Origin of the sequence: Bifidobacterium longum subsp. infantis ATCC 15697 = JCM 1222 = DSM 20088, from assembly GCF_000269965.1 — a bacterium.
Lineage (GTDB): Bacteria > Actinomycetota > Actinomycetes > Actinomycetales > Bifidobacteriaceae > Bifidobacterium > Bifidobacterium infantis.
This window is the reverse complement of the sequence record NC_017219.1, coordinates 2,360,696-2,377,127: the sequence shown is the minus strand read 5'-3', so window position 1 is coordinate 2,377,127 and position 16,432 is coordinate 2,360,696. Positions and strand designations below refer to the sequence as shown.

At 59.7% G+C, this 16,432-nt stretch carries 17 protein-coding genes and 1 riboswitch; of the genes, 8 read left to right on the top strand and 9 right to left on the bottom strand.

The features are described 5' to 3' along the window. Positions 1-6 precede the first annotated feature (6 nt). Positions 7-681 carry a phosphate signaling complex protein PhoU gene (phoU, locus tag BLIJ_RS11110; RefSeq protein WP_012578414.1) on the bottom strand — a complete coding sequence of 225 codons (675 nt, stop codon included), beginning with the start codon at positions 679-681 and terminating at the stop codon, positions 7-9. A gap of 190 nt (positions 682-871) precedes the next feature. Between phoU and BLIJ_RS11105 the strand changes: the two genes are divergently transcribed. Further along, positions 872-2,065 (top strand): sensor histidine kinase, encoded by a 1,194-nt coding sequence (locus BLIJ_RS11105; protein WP_014485143.1) that lies wholly within the window; start codon positions 872-874, stop codon positions 2,063-2,065. 6 nt (positions 2,066-2,071) lie between these two features. On the opposite strand, the gene BLIJ_RS11100 is transcribed toward BLIJ_RS11105, so the two are convergent. Beyond that, complete coding sequence (locus tag BLIJ_RS11100; RefSeq protein ID WP_013141263.1) at positions 2,072-2,326, bottom strand: DUF2530 domain-containing protein; 255 nt, start codon at positions 2,324-2,326, stop codon at positions 2,072-2,074. 130 nt (positions 2,327-2,456) lie between these two features. Then, positions 2,457-3,599 carry a phosphoserine transaminase gene (gene serC, locus BLIJ_RS11095; protein WP_012578412.1) on the bottom strand — a complete coding sequence of 381 codons (1,143 nt, stop codon included), beginning with the start codon at positions 3,597-3,599 and terminating at the stop codon, positions 2,457-2,459. A 392-nt stretch (positions 3,600-3,991) separates the two neighbouring features. Here serC and BLIJ_RS11090 point away from each other — a divergent pair, with 392 nt between their 5' ends. From BLIJ_RS11090 to BLIJ_RS11075, 4 genes are all read left to right on the top strand, one after another. Continuing rightward, complete coding sequence (locus BLIJ_RS11090; protein ID WP_012578411.1) at positions 3,992-4,948, top strand: CHAP domain-containing protein; 957 nt, start codon at positions 3,992-3,994, stop codon at positions 4,946-4,948. A 212-nt stretch (positions 4,949-5,160) separates the two neighbouring features. After that, positions 5,161-5,907, top strand: a complete 747-nt coding sequence (locus tag BLIJ_RS11085) for an NlpC/P60 family protein (protein ID WP_012578410.1) — start codon at positions 5,161-5,163, stop codon at positions 5,905-5,907. 154 nt (positions 5,908-6,061) lie between these two features. Continuing rightward, the gene (locus BLIJ_RS11080; RefSeq protein ID WP_012578409.1) at positions 6,062-6,799 is read left to right on the top strand and encodes a C40 family peptidase; all 738 of its coding nucleotides are present in this window, start codon (positions 6,062-6,064) and stop codon (positions 6,797-6,799) included. 170 nt (positions 6,800-6,969) lie between these two features. After that, complete coding sequence (locus BLIJ_RS11075; protein ID WP_012578408.1) at positions 6,970-8,007, top strand: universal stress protein; 1,038 nt, start codon at positions 6,970-6,972, stop codon at positions 8,005-8,007. 61 nt (positions 8,008-8,068) lie between these two features. Here the strand turns inward: BLIJ_RS11075 and BLIJ_RS11070 are convergent, their stop codons facing one another. Then, complete coding sequence (locus BLIJ_RS11070; protein WP_007052358.1) at positions 8,069-8,482, bottom strand: OsmC family protein; 414 nt, start codon at positions 8,480-8,482, stop codon at positions 8,069-8,071. Positions 8,483-8,681: 199 nt separating this feature from the next. On the opposite strand from BLIJ_RS11070, the gene BLIJ_RS11065 reads away from it, so the two are divergent. From BLIJ_RS11065 to BLIJ_RS11055, 3 genes are all read left to right on the top strand, one after another. Then, the gene (locus BLIJ_RS11065; RefSeq protein ID WP_077323863.1) at positions 8,682-9,482 is read left to right on the top strand and encodes a thymidylate synthase; all 801 of its coding nucleotides are present in this window, start codon (positions 8,682-8,684) and stop codon (positions 9,480-9,482) included. 109 nt (positions 9,483-9,591) lie between these two features. Then, a complete protein-coding gene (locus BLIJ_RS11060) occupies positions 9,592-10,254 on the top strand; it encodes a dihydrofolate reductase (RefSeq protein ID WP_014485141.1) in 663 nt (220 codons plus the stop codon). 123 nt (positions 10,255-10,377) lie between these two features. Beyond that, positions 10,378-10,896, top strand: coding sequence for a low molecular weight protein-tyrosine-phosphatase (locus tag BLIJ_RS11055; protein WP_012578405.1), 519 nt, complete (start codon positions 10,378-10,380; stop codon positions 10,894-10,896). Between the two features lie 161 nt (positions 10,897-11,057). Here the strand turns inward: BLIJ_RS11055 and BLIJ_RS11050 are convergent, their stop codons facing one another. From BLIJ_RS11050 to rpoZ, 5 genes are all read right to left on the bottom strand, one after another. Further along, a complete protein-coding gene (locus tag BLIJ_RS11050) occupies positions 11,058-11,693 on the bottom strand; it encodes an ABC transporter ATP-binding protein (protein ID WP_012578404.1) in 636 nt (211 codons plus the stop codon). Positions 11,694-11,705: 12 nt separating this feature from the next. Next, complete coding sequence (locus tag BLIJ_RS11045; RefSeq protein ID WP_012578403.1) at positions 11,706-12,929, bottom strand: ABC transporter permease; 1,224 nt, start codon at positions 12,927-12,929, stop codon at positions 11,706-11,708. Next, positions 12,926-14,293 carry an ABC transporter permease gene (locus BLIJ_RS11040; protein WP_012578402.1) on the bottom strand — a complete coding sequence of 456 codons (1,368 nt, stop codon included), beginning with the start codon at positions 14,291-14,293 and terminating at the stop codon, positions 12,926-12,928. The genes BLIJ_RS11045 and BLIJ_RS11040 overlap by 4 nt, the downstream gene beginning before the upstream one ends. Before the next feature lie 315 nt (positions 14,294-14,608). Beyond that, entirely contained in the window at positions 14,609-15,829 is a 1,221-nt protein-coding gene (metK, locus tag BLIJ_RS11035) for a methionine adenosyltransferase (RefSeq protein WP_012578401.1), read from the bottom strand. Beyond that, positions 15,825-15,884: riboswitch (SAM riboswitch) on the bottom strand. Its footprint overlaps the gene before it by 5 nt. Before the next feature lie 222 nt (positions 15,885-16,106). Next, positions 16,107-16,391 (bottom strand): DNA-directed RNA polymerase subunit omega, encoded by a 285-nt coding sequence (gene rpoZ, locus BLIJ_RS11030; protein ID WP_012578400.1) that lies wholly within the window; start codon positions 16,389-16,391, stop codon positions 16,107-16,109. Positions 16,392-16,432: the final 41 nt, after the last annotated feature.

Sequence of the window (16,432 nt, the reverse complement as noted above, 5' to 3'; positions counted from 1 at the left end):
CACCAATCAGTCGATGTCGGTGCCCTCGTCGCGGGCCGGTTCCTTGGTGGGGTCGAAACCGGAGACGATGTACACCACACGGCGGGCGGCGGACACGGCGTGATCGCCGAGGCGCTCCAGGAAACGGCCCAGCAGCACGATGTCCACGGTCTGCTGGCGGGTGATGTCATCGGACAGCGCCAGATCGAAGGTCTGGTGGTGCAGGTTGTCCAGCTTGTCGTCGGCCAGGATGATGGCCTCGGCGGTCTTGGCATCGCGATCGGAGAGCATAGCCACCAGCTGGTCAGCGGTGTTGTCCAGGAAGTCGATCATCTCGGCGAACACCGGCTGAGCGGATTCAGGAATCGCGGCGGCGGGATAGGTGCGGCGGGCGGCCTCGGCCACGTGGCGGGCAAGATCGCCCATACGCTCGAACGTGGAAGCCAGACGCATGGTGGAAACGACCACACGCAGATCGGTGGCCACCGGGTTCTGCTTGGCGAGAAGCTTGACGCACTGGTCGATCACGGAGGACTCCAGGGCGTCGATCTCGATGTCGCCGTCAATCACAGTCTGTGCGGCCTCAATGTCCTGGTTCAGCAGGGCTTCCCCGGCGCCGTTGATCGCCTTGCGCACGTCCTGCGCCATACGGTCGAGGTCATCGGCAACCTGCTTCAGCTCCTCGTTGAAAATAACGCGCATTTCTCTAGCCTTTCATGCTTGCTTACTGCAACCTGTACCAGTGTATTATTCCAGTACTTGCTCCCCACTTCAACGTAGGTAATGGCAACCTCAAGTTGTTCTACTGTTCATTGGGTTGTTCACCTGAAATTCATGTTACCGGCGTGCCGGGAAACCGCAATCCCAGCGTGTGGTGTGAAAGAATGGGGGCATGACACAGATGCCGCTCGTCGCCGCGATTGCTCTTATTGTCGCGGCTGTTTTATTTGTGGTGGGAATCATCACGCTCATCGTGGGATTTGCGACACATCGAGTGTACGTGGAATCGCCGCTGGCCGATGATGACGATAATGACGATCTGTCCGACGACACTGCCACGCTGCTGTCCATGCTGCCGGGTGCGTCCGTGGTGGTCGACGAGCACGACGAGGTGGTCCGCTGCAATCCCGCCGCCTACCGCCTGGGTGTGGTGTCGGATGACGCCATTGCCCAGCAGCAGGTGCTGGATGCCATTCACGAGGCGCGCAAGTCCGGTGGCAAGCGCCAGTTCGACTTGACCACCGATACTCCGGAGCGGTACGTCGTGGCCCAGAACAAGGGCGATCACGTCGCCACGCAGTCCGTCCACCGCCCCAACTGGCTGAAGGTGACTGTGGGGCGTATCAACGAGCAGTTCGTTATCGTGTTGATTACCGATGTCAGTGACGTGATTCGTTTCGCTCAAGTGCGTGACTCGTTTATTACCAATGTGTCCGAGCAATTGTTGGGCCCCACCGAAGCTCTGGCCAAACTCGCCGATTCGCTGGAGTCCGGCAATCTGGACGAACAGCAGGTGGCTGCCGATGCCCGCCAGGTGCGTTCCAGCTGCAGCAAGCTCAACCATATGGTGTCCGATTTGCTACTGCTCATACGCGCACAGGAGCCGATTACGCCGTCTTCCGCCAACCGACTGAACGTTATGGAACAGCTCAGGGCCACGGCGGCGCGACTAGAGCCGCAGGCAGCCGAGGCTGGCGTGCAGCTGAACATCAAGGGCGACGATGATCTAGTCATCAATGGTGAAGCGGACCAGATCGACGGCGCCGTGACCAAGCTCATCGAAAACGCCATCGGCTATTCCAAGGAAAATGGCGTGGTCAGCGTGTCCGCATCCAAAGACAAGAATGGCGACCGTGCGGTGATTCGCGTAATCGACCAAGGCACGGGCATCGCTAAGAAGGATCAGGCGCGCATCTTCGAGCGGTTCTATCGGGGTGCGGAACAGAGCAATCGCACGGCGGAGGGTGTGGGACTGGGCCTGGCCATCGTCAAGCATGTGGCGCTGACCCATCATGGCGATGTGACTGTATGGAGCGCGCCCGGGCAAGGCAGTACGTTCAGCCTGACGTTGCCGTTGGCGCAGTGAACTGTATTACTGTCCGAGGCGGCGGTAGTCCCAGCGGTCGAAGTATTCCCAAATCAGCAGTAGCAAGCCAATAATGACACCGGCCACGCACATAATCACCAACGGCATTACGCTGTAGCCCACGGCCAGCAGAATCAGCACGACAATCAACGCCACAATCCATAGACCGGTACCGATGGCAAACACCTTACGCAGATCCACCCGTACGGGCTTGGGTGCGGGCTTGCGGACGGCAGGGTCAATGAGAGGCGCGAACTTCATACTCATGCACTGTAGTAAGAGTAGGGAGGGGCGTCAAACATCCCTCCCTACGATTTATTCAATCGGTATCAGTTGAGACCGATCAATGTGCATGGCATATATGGTCGGCCATACGAGGCATAGACCTCCATCACAGGTGCTCGACCACATAGTCGACGCACTTGGTAAAGGCCATGACATCAGCCGGCTCCACCGAGGGGAACACGCCAACGCGCAGCTGATTGCGGCCCAGCTTGCGGTAGCCGGCGGCGTCCACGATGCCGTTCTCGCGCAGGATGGACAGTATCTGGGAGGCCTGGACGCGCTCGTCCAGATCAATGGTGACCACGGCGTTCGAGCGGGAGTCCGTATCGACGACGAACGGAGCGGCGTATTCGGAGCGCTCGGCCCACGAGTACAGGATGGATGCGGACTTGGCGCAACGCGTGGTGGCCCAGGCGAGGCCGCCGTTGTTGTTGAGCCAGCGAATCTGGTTTTCCATCATGATCAGGGTGGCCACGGCGGGCGTATTCAGGGTCTGATCCTTGCGGGAGTTGTTCAGTGCCGTGGTCAGCGAGAGGAACGGCGGCACCCAGCGATGTGCGCCTTCCAGATGAGCGCTTGATTCGACGCCTGCCGCACGATCGATAGCTTCGGGGGAGAGGATGGCGACCCACAGACCGCCATCGGCACCGAAGGCCTTCTGCGGTGAGAAGTAGTAGACGTCGGTCTGGCTGATGTCCACAGGCAAAGCGCCGGCTGCGCTGGTGCCGTCGATGACGGTCAAGGCACCGGCTTCACGACTTCCGGCCACGCGGCGAATCGGGGCGGCCACACCAGTGGAGGTCTCGTTGTGAGCCCAGCAATATGTGTCCACGCCCTCGGTGAGCTCAGGCAGACGGTAAGTGCCCGGCTCGCCGGGGAACAGCACCGGGTCTTCAAGGAAGGGTGCGTTCGCGGCGGACGCGGCGAACTTGGCACTGAACGAGCCATACGTGCCGAAGGCGGCGCGACGGGTGATCAGCGAAGCGCAGGCAATCTCCCAGAACGCGCTGGCGCCACCGTTGCCAAGCGCCACCTCATACCCTTCAGACAGGTGGAAGAACTCGCGCAGACCTTCACGAATCGAAGCGACCAGTTGCTTGACTGGTGCCTGGCGATGTGATGTGCCAAGCAGGGTGGTGGCGCCGGCATCGAGCGCGGCGATCTGTTCGGGGCGGATTTTGCTGGGACCGGAGCCGAAACGACCATCTTCGGGCTTCAGCGACTCGGGAATACTCAGTGTGATAGTCATGGTTTCAAGGGTAGACCAGTGTTGGGGAATATCGCGGATAATGCTCGGTGTGCGGGATTACTGCGGGGCTACTGCGGAATTCCGGGGTGCCGGGCGGCAGTGGTGGCAATGCGGAATGCAGTGCAGAATGTACGCAGCACATCATGGCTACGGTGTGTCGGAATGACATGAGTTAGTGATTCTTCCGATAACCGGATAGTGAGGTTCGTGAACGGGCGGAAACAAGGCAGTCTTTCACCCTGCCGCGCGGTTACATAAATCGTTTGACACGCCTGGATGGCGGGGAATCGCATTGAGGATTGACCTCTGTTTGTTGTACAGTACTCAATCGTGACGGTCATACGAGGTCATCGCAATGACCCCGCCGAACCCATCCAAGGAGTTAACGTAGTATGAAGCATGCTTCGCATAAAGCGACCACGGTCTCGCGCCAGAAGTTCAGCTTAGCGAAGGCACTGTTTGCCTCCGGCAAGGGTTCTCATTCCGTTCGTGCTGTGCGTGCGGTGCAATCCGCTGGTAGCGACGCTGTTGTTTTGGGGCTTGATCCGGCCATTGCCGAGAAGATCAACGAAATCGCTCCCCAGACTCGTCGTTCCATTCGTGAGGCCGCTCGTGCCGCTGAACACCGTAGCCATATTCTTGCCTCGGCCTCACTGGCTGCTCTGGTCGGCACGGCCGCAGGCGCTCTCGCGTTTTCCAACACTGAAGACGCCGCGAACCCGTTCGTGGCTGATCCGGCCACGACGACCACGCAGATTAAGCGCATCAGCGATGTGACTGCGGCTTCTCGTTCAGAAGCACGTATGGATTTGAGTTCATCCTCCGTTACCGCACAGTCCACCAATGAAGGCGGTTGGGGGCTGAGCAATTCAGACAGCACCTTGGACGCCAAGCTGATGAATCGCAATAATGCGAACAATCCTGTGGTGTCGGCTCTCATGGATGTCGATGGCGATGCTGTGCCGGCTGGCTTCAACCCGAACCATGCCGTTGGCACCAACTCCAACAACTATCCGTGGGGTCAGTGCACGTGGTACGCGTACCAGCGTCGTGCCGAACTGGGACTGCCTTCCAGCGGCAACTTCGGCAATGGTGGCGAGTGGGCGGCGTCAGCTTCCGCTCTGGGCTATTGGGTGGACAACACTCCTCGCCATGTCGGTGATGCTGTGGTGTTCGCTCCTGGCCAGGCCAATGCCGATGGCACGTACGGCCATGTTGCCGTTCTGGAAAAGATCAATGCCGACGGCTCCATTGAGATCTCCGAATCCAATGCCAAGGGATTGGGCGTGATTTCGACCCGTACGTTCAGCGCCGCCGAAGCCGGTAAGCTCCAGTACGTTCACTACTGATTCATTTCATTGGCTTACATTCGATGATTACTGTTCGGATGTGACGTCGCCCTATCGGCAATCGTTCGCGCGAAATGACATTGCAAATGTTGCGGCCGCGTATTAGTCCGAACTGACCTATGCCGACACGCCGATATATCCCAATAGCTCCGGGGTGTTTTATTTCTTCCATCCTGTACGAGTTAATGCGCACCGTGTAGGGTGATGGTTCTATGAAGACTAGAACTGTAGCTTCTTCCATTGTTGCCGCGATTGTCTCCTGTGCTTGCTTGTTTATGTTTGTTCCTACGGCAACTGCAGCTGAGGGTGTTACTGTGACTTCCACCAAGTCCTTCCCCTCGTATACCCAGGTGCGCAAAGATCTGACGACTGAAGCCACTGCCACGAGCGTTGAGGACAATGCTGATTGGGGTGGCATTGAGAACCTCGATGTGCCGCAAACGGAATCTCAGGCGGAAAAGGATGCCGCAGCGGCCAAGAAGGTTGCCGAAGAGGAGGCCAAGAAGCAGGCGGAGGCCGAGGCTCAGGCGACTCGGGATCAGGCCAACGCCGCGAGCCGTAATGAGTCTCGCTCTTCTGTTACTTATTCCGATGCCAGTGGTTCGGTTTCCGCTGGTGCCGCTGCTTCCGTTGACCGTGCCTACTCGTTGATCGGACAGAGCATGGACTGCACCGCATTGGTCAGTCAAGCGTTGGCGGCCCGTGGCATTAACTTCCACGGTTGGCCTGAAGAGTACGTCAATGTTCCTGGTGGCCACGTAGTTACAGACGGGTCCCTGCAGCCGGGCGATATTCTGATTTATGCCAACACCGGTGGATGGAACGGTGGTGCACACTACGATCATGTGGCGTTGTATGTCGGCAACGGTCAGGCGGTCCATGGTGGATGGAATGGCCATAGCGTGGCTCTCGCTAGTGCCATGACCGAAAAGCTCACCATCGTGGTGCGTATCCCGTGATGTAGTCTTATTGATTGATATATTGCAGGCCTCGGATGCCAATCGGTACCCGAGGCCTGTTGCGTTCTCCTGCCGAGTGATACACCCGCGACATCATCTTCGAAATGATGTTCCTGTTATAAAATCGACCCGTGTGTGCTAAGGTAAGGCGCTGATGACGAACGTTAAGAATATTATTTCCACATCAGTGGCGGTTATCGCCACGGGTGCTATGTTTGCATGCGTAGCCCCGTTTGCCTCTGCCGATTCCGCGCAGACGAGTGCTGTGGTGTCCTCACGTTCTTTCCCGAAGACGAGTTCGGTGAAGAAGAATCTGTTCGCCGAAGCCACCTCCACTTCGGTTGACAAGAACTCTAAATGGGGTGGCATTGAGACTCTTGATGTGCCACAGACCGAGTCTCAGGCCGAGAAAGAAGCTGCTGCTGCGGCGGCGGCTCAGAAAGCCGCTGATGAAGCTGCGGCAGCCCAGTCCGCTGCTGCTGCGGCAGCCAGCCGCTCTGAACAGCGTGCGTCGATTCCACAGGTTGACTTGGGTAAGATGACTGGCACTGGCGCTGAGCTTGCTAGCTTCTCACTGAAGTTCCAAGGCTATCCGTATGTTGCCGGCGGCAACACTCCGGCAGGATGGGATTGCTCTGGTTTTGTACAGTACGTCTTCTCCCAGTTTGGCATCTCCCTGCCGCGAACCTCTGGTGCTCAAGCCACTGTGGGTACTCCGATCGCAAGCTTGGCGGATGCCAAGCCGGGTGACATTCTTGCGAATGGTACTCATGCGGCCATTTACATCGGTAACGGACAGGTGATGAATGCTATGAACCCGGTGCAGGGAACGGCAGTAAGCGGCGTTTCCGTATTCGGTGGAGCTGGATATTCCATTCGCCGCGTGATGTGACAAGAATTATGCGGTAAGCGAATTCGTATTAAGGCACGTCCTTTGGGATGTGCCTTTTTTCGTATACACGAATATCTTTTTGAGCGGAGGATACCGGCCAAACCGAGTGTCGCGGGGTATTGTTGGAGATACGCGGTATTCGTGCCGCGGATACCTTCAAGGAGGTCGTCATGATTAACGACAAGGCCATTCTCGTCGGCGTTGACGGGTCGCATGCCAGTTACAAGGCAACATGGTGGGCCGCGAATTATGCAAAGCACGCGGGGCTGACGCTGCAGATCGTCTGCGCATATTCCCTGCCGAGCTATGCCGCCGTTTCGTTCGATGCCACCTACACGGCGATGGGGGACGATAACGCCGCACATTCCGATGCTCAGGAGATTCTGTCCAAGGCCAAGGCCATCGCAGACGAGCAGGGCGTCGAAGCCGCCACACTGATTGTTACCGGAGATCCGGCATCGGTGTTCGTCGAACTGTCGCGTAACTACAATCTGATCGTCATCGGCAACCGTGGCAAGGGCGGTCTGGCCGAGCGTCTGCTGGGCACCACGTCCTCGTCGCTGCCGGCATACGCCTACTGCCCGATTGTGGTGGTGCCGTACACCGATGATGACGGTAACCTGATGCACCTGAACAACACAATCACCAAGGTGGCTGTCGGCTCCGACGAATCCAAGTGGGGTCTGAAGGCACTGGATATCGCCGCTGACTTCGCCACATGCTGGGGTGCGGAACTGGACGTGATTTCCGCTGTGCCGAACATGAAGGGCGTGGATGGCGAGGACGCCGTCATGGAGTCCTACAAGGACGATCTTGAGGTGCGGATCAAGCCGTTGCAGGAATCGCATCCTGATCTGAAGATCAACAAGCGGATCGTTTCCGGCCCGGCCGTCAGCGCACTGACCAAGGCCAGCTACGATCACGATGTGGTTGTTGTCGGTTCCCGTGGTCGTGGCGGCTTCACTGGCTTGCTGCTGGGCTCCACCAGCCAGGGACTGCTGCAGCATGCGGCCGGCCCGGTGTACGTGGTGCCGCGCAAGTACGTTGAGGCCGCGGAGTCTCGGCTCGACACCGTACCGAGCTCGCCCGCCGAGATACCCACCAAGTCGCTGGAGGAGATTGCCGGCGTCGAGGAGATTCCGGTGTCCGCAGCCGAGCCCGAAGTCGCCCAGCAGATCGAGAAGACCATCGATCCCGATCGCCAGTAAAGTCCGAATATACGGAAAGAGGCTCCCGCCAGCGGGAGCCTCTTTCCGTATATATCCCGTTTCAGTGCTTGACAGTGACGTTCATGCGCACCGGGGTCTCCTGCACGTAGGTGTGCTTGACCGTGCAACCCTTGTCGATATGGCGGGTGACGCGCTCTTTGAGCTTGTCGGCATCCTCCTCGGACAGACCGGCGTCGGAAGCATCAATCACCACCTGCTCCTCGAAACCGGTGTAGGCGTCGTTCTCAGGGTCGTACGTGCCATCCACCACAATCTTGGCACCCTTGCCCTCACCCAGCGTATGTTCGATGGCGAACTGGCTGGACAGCGCGGCGCAACCGGCCAGCGCGACCTTCATCAGATCGCCCGGCGTGAACTGGCCGCGATCCTTGCCGAACTTAATGTGTGCGCCATCGTCGCTGAACGCATCCCACGAACCGTCTTTGTTGCGCTCAACCCACAGTCGCTTACCCATAGCTGCTCCTTTATTTTCAGCCGCCGACGATCTGGCCCATCGCCATGCCAGCGGGGGAGCGCGGCACCTGGCCGCTCTCCCGCATCATTGGACTTCTCTATTATGCCCCTAAGCTACACTGGTGCACATGGCTTTGACCGAAGAACAACTCGCAGATATTCGCTCCCGTATCCCCGCACGTCCCGAAACGGACATTCCGATGCCCTATGAGGACCTGGTACGCAAGATCCTGACCGAAGGCACGCTGAAGTCCGATCGCACCGGCACCGGCACGATTTCCCTGTTCGGCCAGCAGATGCGCTTTGACCTGTCGAAGTACTTCCCGTTGCTGACCACCAAGACCGTGTTCTTCAAAGGCCTGGCCTATGAGCTGCTGTGGTTTTTGAAGGGTTCCTCCAACATCAACTGGCTGCTGGAGCACAACGTGCATATTTGGGATGAGTGGGCGGACGAGAACGGCGATCTGGGCCCGGTCTATGGCGTGCAGTGGCGTTCCTGGCCCGCGCCGACTCCCGAGGACCCGAATCGCACCATCGACCAGATCTTCAATGTGCTCGACCTCATCAAGCATCATCCGGATTCGCGCCGCATGATCGTCTCCGCGTGGAATCCGGCCGAGGTGGAGAAGATGGCGTTGCCGCCCTGCCACGCGCTCTTCCAGTTCTACGTGGCCGACGGCAAGCTAAGCTGCCAGCTGTACCAGCGTTCCTGTGACATGTTCCTCGGCGTGCCATTCAACATCGCCTCCTACTCGCTGCTCACCATGATGATGGCGCAGCAGACCGGGCTCAAGCCGGGCGAATTCGTCTGGACCGGCGGCGACTGCCATGTTTACGACAACCACGTCGACCAGTTCCTTGAGCAGCTGGGCCGCAAGCCCTACCCGTACCCGACCATCGAGATCCGTAAGGCCGATTCTCTGTTCGACTACCAGTATGAGGACTTCAAGGTCGTCGGCTACCAGCATCACCCTACTATTAAGGCACCTGTTGCGGTCTGATGCTGATTACCATTTCGTGGACAGCGAAGACTGTGAAGGTGACGGACCCCGAGTCTTCGCTGTCCACTACACTAAGGCCCAGTTCCGCAATCCAGGAGGAGTAAGCGAAATGGAGCATGACAGTAGCCGTAGCGGCTATCACGAACCCGAGCCCGGATCTGCCGGGCTGTCTGCCACTGAAGAAGACTGGGGTGACGATTATCCCAAGACCTTCTCGGTGAATCTTATCTGGGCCGAAGCCCGCGACAAGGAAGGTCGCGCCGGTGCCATCGGCCTCAATGGCGGCATGCCTTGGCACTGTGCCGAGGATATGAAGCATTTCAAGGAGCTGACCGTCTCCCATCCGGTGATTATGGGTCGTAAGACTTGGGAATCGCTGGGGGTCAAGTACCGGCCGCTGCCCAACCGCGACAACATCGTCGTTTCCCACGATCCGATGTACCGTGCGCCGGGGGCCACTGTGGTCACCAGTCTTGACGACGCGCTCGATATGGCCCGTCAGGAGGCGATTCCGGACGACGGTCTGGACCGTTCGGAGATTTGGATCATCGGCGGTGCCCAGCTGTTCGCCGAGGCTTTGCCGTTCGCGGACAAAGCCTATGTGACTGATCTGGCCGCCACCGTGGATGCCGACAGCTACGCGCCCGATATGGCGTCGCTGGTCGAGGCCGGGATGTGGCGGGAAGCCGAAGTGGGCGAGTGGCATACGCCCGCCAAGGAGGAGTCCGGCATCGATTCCTATCGTTTCCGTATCTTGGCTAAAACCAAGTGAGCATGCGAATCCGGCTTATGCCCTTTATAGCGGCATGAGCCGGATTCATATTCATTCGACCCCAACAATACAGTCGGGCCGTGTGCGGCCCGTTGAAGTCCGATTGAGGATTTATTCAAAGCTATGAGCAATACCCAACCCTACACCGTAATGACCGTCTGCACCGGCAATATCTGCCGTTCGCCTATGGGCGAGATCATTCTGCGTCACTTCTTTAATGAGCGCGGTCTTGGCGACCAGGTGAACGTGGAATCCAGTGGTGTGTCCGACGAGGAGTGGAGCCACCCGATCGACCCGCGTGCCGTGCGCGTGCTACGCGAACGTGGCTATGGTGATGAGATTCCGCGTGACCACTTCGCACACCGCATCTCACGTGAGGAAATCGACCGTACCGACCTGTTCCTGCCGATGACCGCCTCCCACATGCGCGCCCTACTGCGCATGCTGCCGTCCGGCAAGCGCGCCGAAGTGCACATGTACCGCAGCTTCGACCCGAATCTGCCCAAGCCGAAGCCCGGCCGCGAAGATCAGATCGATCTGGTGGACCCGTGGTACGGCGGCAAGCACGAGTTCGAGGTCGCCATCGACCAGATTGAGGAAGTCGCCCCGTACATCGTCGATTGGGTGGCGAAGCAGCTGTAGGAATCGGCCTGTGGCCGATGCTGTGTGTTTCGCAGTCTTACGACTGCGGGTCACCGCTTTGCGCTGCCACCTCCCTCTGTAAGGGAGGTGGCAGCGCAAAGCGGGTCGCCGGGGTGCCGAAATGCCGAAGCGGTGTATGGGTGCCGCCCGGCCCAGGTAAGTCACGCCCGGATCAGTTTCTTGCTCCTGAGACGCAGCACGACATCGGCGGAGTCGGCGACGCGCTTGGAATGCGTCACCACGATCACGCATTTGCCGAGCTGATGGGCGGCGTGCTGCAGCAGATGAATCACCTCGTCGGTCATCTCCGGGTCGAGGCTGCCCGTCGGCTCGTCCGCGAGGATCGCGCGGCCCGGGGCGACCAGCGCGCGGCCGACCGCCACCCGTTGACGCTGGCCGCCCGACAGGTGCATGATGTTGCGCTTGGATTCCTCACGGCTCAAACCCAGTTCCTCGAGGATCTTCATATCGGCCTTGGCGCTGACCAGCCGCAGGTTCTCTTCGGGGGTGAGGTAGTCGATCAGGTTATGGTCCTGGAACACCAGGGACACGTGCTCCCGACGGTGCTTCGCATAGCCCGATGCGGCGATGTCCTCCCCTTCGAAGCGGACCACTCCCCGGGAGGGGGCGTCCAGGCCGGCCAGCAGCGACAGCAGCGTGCTCTTGCCGGCGCCGGACGGGCCGGTGATCGCATACATCTTCCCGGATTCAAAATCCGCGCTGACATCCGAGAGAACAAGGATCTTCGCCGCGCCGTAGGCGTAATCGACATGGTCCAGTTGCAGACAGTTAGACATGATTGGTGACTCCTAACGCATAGAGGAAAGAATGGATTTCGGGGATTTGGACAGCACGGCGGCGCATGACACGGCAAGGGCCACGGCGATGACCGCGCATCCGAGCAGCAGGATGAGCACCGTCTGCTCAGGCGGCAAGGCCTCCACGTGCAACGATTCCAACGGCGCGACGCCCGAATCGCGCAACAGTCGGGAAGACACGTATCCCGACAGCATGGCGCCGGTGCCCAGCGAACACAGGGCGGCGACCGCCGCCATGAGTCCGGTTTCGATGGCGAGTTGTGCGACTATCCGCATCTTGTCGATGCCGAGGGCCAGAAGCGTGCCTATCTCATGGATGCGTGAGCGAATCCAGAAGACCAGCGCCATCGCCAGCACCAGTACGTCCGCGAGGCAGACGGACAGCAGCACCATGCGCACCAGATCACGCACCGTCTGCACGGATTGCAGGACGCCGGAGAGCCGGGCCGAATCGTCGGTGACGTCATACTTGCCACCGGCCATGGTCTTGGCCTGACTGACCGCCGCGGACAGGTCCTGCGGATTATCCGACAGGCATCGGATCATGCCGATCCGGTCGTTGCCGGTCAGAGCGGAGGTCACTCGCCTGCCCGAATAGATGAGGTTCTCGGAAGTGTCCGAGGGCAGGGGGCTTTGGGCCTGCACGTTGCCGGAGAAGATCCCGGCCACACGCACCGTGGCGTTGCGCCCCTCCTGCCGGAGACGGAATGTCGAGCCGACCGATAGGCCGTTCTGCAACGCGAAGTCGCGGTGGACCAGCACGTTGTCGCCGTCGCCCGAGATATGGCGGCCCTGCTCCAGGCGGTACAGGCCGCTCTGGAATTCCTCGGACAATGAGGAATCGGTGGTGCCCAGCACGCTGACCTGCATGGCCAGATCGGAGTCCAGCCGGGGGCCCTGCCGGGGCATGACCGGGCGCGCGCCATCCACCTGCGCCAAGGTCTTCGTCGCATAGGCGGTCTTCGTCACACCGGGGATATGCGAGAACCGGCTCGCTTCCTCGGCGCTGATGGGATTCTCGCCGGCGCTGACGGTAAACCCTATGCCCATGCCCGCGCCGATGCTGTCGGACATGGTACGCAGGGCCGTCGAGACTCCGACCTGCGCCACCAGGCTCGTGAAGACCATCAGCATCAGCAGACCGATGATGCCGCTGCGTACCGGCTTGCGTACGATCGCCAACGTGGCACGCTTCCACACATTCATGCTCATCATCGAATCTCCGACAGGTCTCGCGGCGATTTACGCAGCATCGGCATGCACGCCACCGCGACGCACACCAGCATCACCGCCAGCAGGCCGAGCGCCACGTACAGCATGGCGGTCCCATCGACCGACACCGTGAGCGAATCCAGGGTGCGCACCGACATGCTGGATTCAAGATCGCCGCCGACCTGCCCCATGCTGCTCAGCTCCTTCGCAGCGGAGGCGTTCACGGAATGGAGCGCCGTGGTGCCGAGCCATTGGGCCATTCCCTGCGCGCACAGCCAGCCGAGGACGAGGGACGGCAGACCGATCAGCATCATCTCGGCGAGGTATTGGGCGACCAGGGAGGGCTTGCCGACGCCAAGGGACACCAGTATGCCCATCTCCTGACGTCGGTCGTTCATCCACAGCAGCAGCATGAGACTGAGCACGAGCACGGCCGAGACGGTAACGCCGATCAGGGCGCCGCGCATCATGGAGCGCACGCCGCGGGCGGCATGCAGCATGCTCGACGAATACTGGTCGTTGCGCGTGATCTGATAGTTGTTCCAATCCACCGGGAGTTTCTTCGCGGCGTCCATGGTCTTCTCCACGTCAACGCCCTTGGACAGCACGAAGGTGGCGTCCTGGTATATTTCCTTGCCGTCCTTGTACTGGTACAGATCGCGTGTGGTATCCAGATCGGTGTAGATGGTGTTGGCGGTGAGTTCCGCTCGGCTGGATACCTTTCTGGCGCTGTCGCCCTTGAATATGCCCACGATGGTGGTCTTGACGGTCGCCGTCGAATGTGATTCGTTGTCGGCGTCGTAGGCGTTGGCCTTGAGCGTGAGCGTGTCTCCGACTTTGAGCCCGTTGGCTTTGGCGAGATCCTCATGGATCATCGACGTGTACTTGTCGGAGGCCTTCAGATGCCGTCCTTCGGCCATGCCGAGCGTGCGCGACGTGAACACGTTGAGTTTCGACGAATCATTCGTGCCTATGACGTTGGCGGCGTTGCCGAACTGCTGCTCCTTGGTCGCATCGTAATCATCGCCGCCGGGGACCTTCGCCACATTCGCCCCCACGAGATCGGCGGTGGCGTTCTGACGGACCATATACGAATCGACCCCGGGCAGTTGGGCGATCCTGCGCACGTCGGCGGGACGCACCATGCCACCTCCGCGAGGCGTGAGCATGCTGCCCTGCAGGTTGCTGGCCAGCACGAACCCGCCGACCGCTTCCTTCTCGATTCGTCCGGCGGCCTGTTGAGCTGCCCGAGAAACCGCGATCGTGGATAGCATGCTCGCCGTTATGATGGTCAATACTATAAGGAGCACTATGGTTCGCACTCGTTTTCTGAGCACATAGCGCACCGACCGTGCAACGAACGTCATCAATACCTCCTGTGGGCCTTGGGCTTTTCGCCCAAAATGCGAAACATGCCGCGTTTCGCCGGTTAGTTAGCCGCGACAATACATGATGCACCTCAAGATACGGGGAGAGATACGCCTTGGGCGAAAAACGGAACAGCGGCGAATGTCGGTTATTCTGGATTTTGGTCCATCTCGGGCCGCGTCGATGCGTCGGCTCGAGAGGAATCAGCGCTCGCGCCTCACCTTCGAGGCGGCGAACACGAGGAGCGGCTCGTCATAGTGGATTGCACGGAAAGCCCACTATTCTCATGGTCTCTCTGCCCTAATTAGAACACCTCACTCCGCAGCAATCGCGGCCTTGAGCTCCTCGACCTTGTCGGTCTTTTCCCACGGGAACTCGACGTCGGTCCGTCCGAAGTGGCCATACGCGGCGGTCTTCAAGTAGATCGGGCGCTTCAGGTCGAGCTCGTCGATGATGGCGGCGGGGCGCAGGTCGAAGACCTTGCGTACGGCGGCGGCGATCTGGCCGCGCGTCACGCCTTGCTCGGTGCCGAAGGTCTCTACGTTGACGGATACCGGGTCGGCAACACCAATAGCGTAGGCGATTTGGATCTCGACTTTGTGGGCCAGGCCGGCAGCCACGATGTTCTTCGCAACCCAACGGGTGGCGTACGCGGCGGAACGATCGACCTTGGACGGGTCCTTGCCGGAGAACGCGCCACCGCCGTGGTGGGCAGCGCCACCGTAGGTGTCGACGATGATCTTGCGGCCGGTCAGACCGGCGTCGGCCGCCGGGCCGCCCAGGATGAACGAACCGGTCGGGTTGACCAGCTGGCGGTAGTTGTCATGCGGCACCTTGGAACCCAGCACCTCATCAAGCACCGGGTCAATCACATGCTTCTTCAGCTCAACAGCAAGCCAATCCTGCGTAACCTCAGGATCATGCTGGGTGGAGATCAGCACGGTGTCCAGACGAACGGGCTTATCGTTATCGTCATACTCAATGGTTACCTGGGTCTTGCCGTCCGGGCGCAGGTGCGGCACTTCACCGGACTTGCGCACCTCGGTCAGACGGAAGGCGAGGCGATGTGCCAAGTAGATCGGAAGCGGCATCAGCGTCGGGGTCTCGTCGGTGGCGTAGCCGAACATCACGCCCTGATCGCCGGCACCCTGTGCTTCGTAACGTTCTTCGCGGCTGGCGGCGGTCTCCTGATCGCCAGTCAGACGGGCAACGCCCTGGTTGATTTCGGCGCTCTGCTCGGTGATGGCCACGACCACGCCGCAGGAATCGGCGTCAAGGCCGACTTCGGAAGAGGTATAGCCGATGTTGCGCAGGGTTTCGCGGACCTTGGACTGCACGTCGCAGTACCCCTTGGACGTGACTTCGCCGAAGACCAGGAACACGCCGGTGGCGGCGGAGGTCTCCACGGCCACATGGCTGGACGGATCCTGGACCAGCAGATCATCAAGAATGGCGTCGGAGATTTGATCGCAGACCTTGTCAGGGTGGCCTTCGGTCACGGATTCGGCGGAGATAAGCCGATGTTCTTCTGTCATATCATCCCTTTCTTCAGGACTTATCGCCCCGCGGGATGCGAGGCACAATGATACGGTGTCAATTTTTACTTGTCACTGCGGAAGCGGGCATAAATAAAGGCCCGTGCCAACCAGCGCGGTGGCTCGAGCCTTACGTCTTGTTCGCTCCTGATGATGAGTTATAGCTGATTGCGATAACTCAGGCAAGCGTGTCGCTCAAAATCAGTTGTGAGAGAACTCTCAAACCATCATTCGGCGACGAACTGTCCAAACAATCCAAACGAATTGTCGGAATCGATCAGTTGCCCTCGTTGGCGTCGTCCTCGCCCAAGGTCTCCTCAAGCAGACCCTCGTCGATCTCGCGGAAGGCGATGGACAGAGGCTTCTCGTTGTTCTGGTATTCGACCAGCGGGCCGACGTTCTGCAGCAGGCCCTCGTTGAGCTGCGTGAAGTAGGAGTTGATCTGGCGTGCGCGCTTGGCGGCGAAAATGGCCAGCGCGTACTTGGAATCGGCGTGCTTCATCAGGTCGTCGATCGGCGGGTTCGCAAGACCGTCGGGTGTCGGGTCAGTACCAAAAGCCATTGTTCTTATCTCCAAACATTGGAAAATCTATCTCAGCCGAA

Bases quoted from the DNA above. Each gene is read 5' to 3' on its own strand.
- BLIJ_RS11040 (WP_012578402.1), bottom strand. From the start codon at position 14,293: ATGACGTTCGTTGCACGGTCGGTGCGCTATGTGCTCAGAAAACGAGTG.
- metK (WP_012578401.1), bottom strand. From the start codon at position 15,829: ATGACAGAAGAACATCGGCTTATCTCCGCCGAATCCGTGACCGAAGGC.
- BLIJ_RS11050 (WP_012578404.1), bottom strand. From the start codon at position 11,693: ATGTCTAACTGTCTGCAACTGGACCATGTCGATTACGCCTACGGCGCG.
- BLIJ_RS11100 (WP_013141263.1), bottom strand. From the start codon at position 2,326: ATGAAGTTCGCGCCTCTCATTGACCCTGCCGTCCGCAAGCCCGCACCC.
- BLIJ_RS11075 (WP_012578408.1), top strand. From the start codon at position 6,970: ATGATTAACGACAAGGCCATTCTCGTCGGCGTTGACGGGTCGCATGCC.
- phoU (WP_012578414.1), bottom strand. From the start codon at position 681: ATGCGCGTTATTTTCAACGAGGAGCTGAAGCAGGTTGCCGATGACCTC.
- BLIJ_RS11070 (WP_007052358.1), bottom strand. From the start codon at position 8,482: ATGGGTAAGCGACTGTGGGTTGAGCGCAACAAAGACGGTTCGTGGGAT.
- BLIJ_RS11090 (WP_012578411.1), top strand. From the start codon at position 3,992: ATGAAGCATGCTTCGCATAAAGCGACCACGGTCTCGCGCCAGAAGTTC.
- BLIJ_RS11045 (WP_012578403.1), bottom strand. From the start codon at position 12,929: ATGATGAGCATGAATGTGTGGAAGCGTGCCACGTTGGCGATCGTACGC.
- rpoZ (WP_012578400.1), bottom strand. From the start codon at position 16,391: ATGGCTTTTGGTACTGACCCGACACCCGACGGTCTTGCGAACCCGCCG.
- serC (WP_012578412.1), bottom strand. From the start codon at position 3,599: ATGACTATCACACTGAGTATTCCCGAGTCGCTGAAGCCCGAAGATGGT.
- BLIJ_RS11105 (WP_014485143.1), top strand. From the start codon at position 872: ATGACACAGATGCCGCTCGTCGCCGCGATTGCTCTTATTGTCGCGGCT.
- BLIJ_RS11065 (WP_077323863.1), top strand. From the start codon at position 8,682: ATGCCCTATGAGGACCTGGTACGCAAGATCCTGACCGAAGGCACGCTG.
- BLIJ_RS11055 (WP_012578405.1), top strand. From the start codon at position 10,378: ATGAGCAATACCCAACCCTACACCGTAATGACCGTCTGCACCGGCAAT.
- BLIJ_RS11085 (WP_012578410.1), top strand. From the start codon at position 5,161: ATGAAGACTAGAACTGTAGCTTCTTCCATTGTTGCCGCGATTGTCTCC.
- BLIJ_RS11060 (WP_014485141.1), top strand. From the start codon at position 9,592: ATGGAGCATGACAGTAGCCGTAGCGGCTATCACGAACCCGAGCCCGGA.
- BLIJ_RS11080 (WP_012578409.1), top strand. From the start codon at position 6,062: ATGACGAACGTTAAGAATATTATTTCCACATCAGTGGCGGTTATCGCC.